The sequence below is a fragment of the Catenulispora pinistramenti genome (assembly GCF_018274385.1).
Lineage (GTDB): Bacteria > Actinomycetota > Actinomycetes > Streptomycetales > Catenulisporaceae > Catenulispora > Catenulispora pinistramenti.
Map to the genome: position 1 here is coordinate 1 of NZ_JAAFYZ010000585.1, position 450 is coordinate 450.

Below are 450 nucleotides of genomic sequence, written 5' to 3' on the forward strand. Positions count from 1 at the left end.
TCGTGCTGGTCGTGGGCGGCTGTCCGTGGTCTCGATCGTTCCGCCGTTCCGCCGTTCCGCCGTTCCGCCGTTCCGCCGTTTCGGGGTCGCGGGGCGTGGTGCTGTTTCTACGCTCGGTCGTTATGACGGATTCCGTGATGCTGGGCCGGATCGCCGCTCGGCGTGCCGAGCTGGATCTCCTGGAAGAGGAGCTGGCCAAGCGGCTGGCCGACGTGCGCGTCGAGCGTGCCGAACTTGTGGTGGCTGAGCGCGTCGTGCAGCGGATCAGCGAGCAGGGTTTCGGTGAGTACTTGTCGCCGGCGCCCGCGCCGCCGGAGGCGCAGGTGGGCGGCCGGTCGGTGCTGCTGATCCCGGCCCGTGTCGGCAGCCTCGACGCCGAGGCGCTGCCGCCGGACTACCAGCGGATCTTGGCTATCGTGCGCGATGCGGCCGGGCCGGTGAAGGTCAAGG

At 70.4% G+C, this 450-nt stretch carries 1 protein-coding gene; it reads left to right on the plus strand.

The window, feature by feature from the left end:
• Positions 1-122 precede the first annotated feature (122 nt).
• The coding region (locus tag KGQ19_RS48885) for a hypothetical protein (RefSeq protein WP_212022514.1) at positions 123-450 on the plus strand (328 nt) is incomplete at its 3' end.